Source organism: Arthrobacter sp. P1_A5, from assembly GCF_056406825.1.
In genome coordinates this window covers 1-2,788 of the sequence record NZ_JBFTZL010000296.1, presented here as the reverse complement: position 1 = coordinate 2,788, position 2,788 = coordinate 1, and the positions used below count along the sequence as shown (strand labels likewise).

General features: G+C 64.7%; 3 protein-coding genes. 1 reads left to right on the top strand and 2 read right to left on the bottom strand.

Translation table 11 applies throughout. The annotated features are described in order from the left end of the window. Positions 1–229 precede the first annotated feature (229 nt). The gene (locus AC1D1S_RS20515; protein ID WP_476995374.1) at positions 230–499 is read right to left on the bottom strand and encodes a GlsB/YeaQ/YmgE family stress response membrane protein; all 270 of its coding nucleotides are present in this window, start codon (positions 497–499) and stop codon (positions 230–232) included. Positions 500–728: 229 nt separating this feature from the next. Here AC1D1S_RS20515 and AC1D1S_RS20510 point away from each other — a divergent pair, with 229 nt between their 5' ends. Beyond that, positions 729–1,649 carry a cation diffusion facilitator family transporter gene (locus AC1D1S_RS20510; protein WP_028277247.1) on the top strand — a complete coding sequence of 307 codons (921 nt, stop codon included), beginning with the start codon at positions 729–731 and terminating at the stop codon, positions 1,647–1,649. Positions 1,650–1,904: 255 nt separating this feature from the next. Here AC1D1S_RS20510 and AC1D1S_RS20505 read toward each other — a convergent pair. After that, the coding region (locus AC1D1S_RS20505; protein WP_476995373.1) for an MFS transporter at positions 1,905–2,788 on the bottom strand (884 nt) is incomplete at its 5' end.

Genomic DNA, 2,788 nt, shown 5'->3' with positions numbered 1-2,788 from the left:
GGGAAGCGGAAAGCCTGAACCTCGGCACCGCAGCCACCGTCTGCCTGTACGCCAGCGCCCGCTCCCAGCAAACCCCCTAGCCGCCCGGCAGGAAACCAGCGGGTCCGGCAGGAATTCCTGTCCAAAAAAAGCAGGCCAAACGAACGGCGGGGCCCACCGAATGGTGAGCCCCGCCGTCGTACTGTCACTGCCGCCCCCACACAAAGTGTGCGGCCAGTGCCTTGAAGAATTAGGTGGTGGTCTTGTTGCGCCCTGTGATGGCGCCGTAGATGAGCGCGGCCGCGAGGCCACCGACGATGGCCAGGAGCCAGGAACCGAGATTCCAGAATTCCATCTTGCCGCCGCCGAACAGCAGGTCCCCGATCCAGCCGCCAACAATTGCGCCGACGACGCCGAGCACGAGGCTGGTAACCCAGCCGCCACCGACCCTGCCGGGCAAGAGTGCCTTGACGATTGCACCCACTATGAGTCCGAGAATGATCCAGCCARGAAAGCCCATGTCTCCTCCTACATATTTTTCGGCATCCAAATTGTGAATACCGAATATGGCTTCAAGCTAACATAGGGCGGATTGCTTGTCAGCAGGGGACTACCCAATCGTTACGTGGCAGCGTTGGTCCCGCCGCGGTTCGGCGCCGGCCCGGAAACCGGTACGGTATTCCTTGTGGGCGCTGGGTTCTTCCGGTGTTCGCATATACCCCGGAAGAACCCCATAAGGAGAAGCTCACGTGGCTGCAAATGGCGGTACCAAGGCGATTCTCGCGGCGCTGGCCGCAAACCTGACCATCGCCGTTTTGAAGTTCGTCGCCTACTTTCTGACGCTGTCCTCGTCAATGCTGGCCGAGGCGATTCACTCCCTCGCAGACTCAGGCAACCAGCTGCTGCTCCTGCTCGGCGGCAAACGCGCAAAGCGGGAAGCCAGCCCCGAGCACCCCTTCGGCTACGGCCGCGAGCGTTACATCTACGCCTTCATCGTTTCGATTGTGCTTTTCAGCGTCGGCGGCCTGTTCGCACTGTACGAGGCCTGGGGAAAAATCCAGCACCCGCACGCCATCGAAGGGGACTTCTGGTGGGTGCCGCTGGCCGTCCTGATCGGCGCGATCATTGCCGAGTCCTTCTCGTTCCGGACAGCGATCATCGAATCCAACCCGCTCCGCGGGAAGCAAAGCTGGGTTAAATTCATCCGCAACGCCAAGCAGCCTGAACTCCCGGTCATCCTGCTCGAGGATTTCGGTGCCCTCGTGGGCCTGGTGTTCGCGCTCTTCGGCGTGGGCCTGACGCTCCTGACCGGGAACGGCATCTGGGACGCCCTCGGCACCGCGATGATCGGTCTGCTGCTCGTGTCGATCGCCGTGGTCCTGGCCATGGAAACCAAGTCGCTGCTGCTGGGCGAGTCGGCCACCCGCGATGACGTCGCCAAGATCCGCAGCGCGATCGAGGCCGGCGGCACCAGCATCATTCACCTCAAGACCATGCACCTTGGCCCTGAGGAGCTCTTGGTGGCGGCCAAGATCAGCATCGGCCGCTCGGACTCGGGCCAGGACATAGCGAAGGCGATTGATGACGCGGAGGTCCGGGTCCGCGAAGCCGTCCCGATTGCCCGGGTCATCTACCTGGAACCGGACGTGCAGCGCGTCAGCGCCCCCTAAGCCGCCCGGCCCCTAGGGAGAACGGAAGCCACTAGGGATAACGGAAGCCACTAGGATAACGGCAGCCGACAGATGGAACGCCCCTCAACAAAACAGCAGTCCGGTCCAGTGCTTCACTGGACCGGACTGCTGTTCTTTTTGGAGCATTTGCGCGCTGGTACCTCGGTCTCGGCCTCTGCCTCTTCCTCTGCCGTTGCCGTGGCTGTTCTGCCGGGGTACCTCTGCCGCGGCTGTTGCGCCGCGGCGGCGGGGTGGCTAGGAGGCCAGCGGCCGCCGGCGTTCTACGGCGCCGCTGAAGGCGGCGACCCCGAGCCCCAGCACGGCCAGGACGGCGCCCACGAGCGCGGGAGCGACGTATCCCCAGCCCCAGGCGATCACCAGGCCCCCCAGGAAGGCACCKAGGGCGTTGGCGACGTTGAGCGCAGCATGGTTCAGCGAGGAGGCCAGCGACGGTGCATCCGGGGACGCATCGAGCAGCCTCGTCTGCAGGGCGGGAACGAGCATGGACCCGGCGGCGCCAACGACGAACACCATGACCAGCGCGGACCAGGCCCAGTGGACGCCCACGGCATAAACCACGAGTGCCACCGCCGTGCCGGGCAGCACCCAGTAAATCGTGCCCATGACGGACTTGTCGGCGATCCGGCCGCCAACGATGTTGCCCACCACCATGCCCACGCCGTACAGCGCCACGACCAGCGGCAGCCAGACCGCCGGGAGGCCGGCGACGGAGGTCATGGTGTGCGAAATGTAGGTGTAGGTCGCGAAGAAACCGCCGAAGCCGACGATGCCGACCAGGATGGCAAGCCACACCTGCAGCCGCTTGAGCGCGCCGAGCTCCCTGCGGAAACTGGCATCGGCGTGCGGTTTCTGGAACGGGACAAACTTCCACAGCATGAAGAGCGTAATGATGCCGATCAGGCCCACCAGCAGGAACAACAGCCGCCACCCGTAGCTCTGGCCCAGCCAGGTGGCGAAGGGGACGCCAACGACGTTGGATACCGTCAGCCCCGCCATGACCATCGAAATGGCCCAACCCCGCTTGGTCGGCRCCACCAGGGAGGCGGCAATCACGGCCGCGACCCCGAAGAAGGCGCCGTGGGGGAGTCCCGCGGCGAACCGGGACACCAGCATGGAGC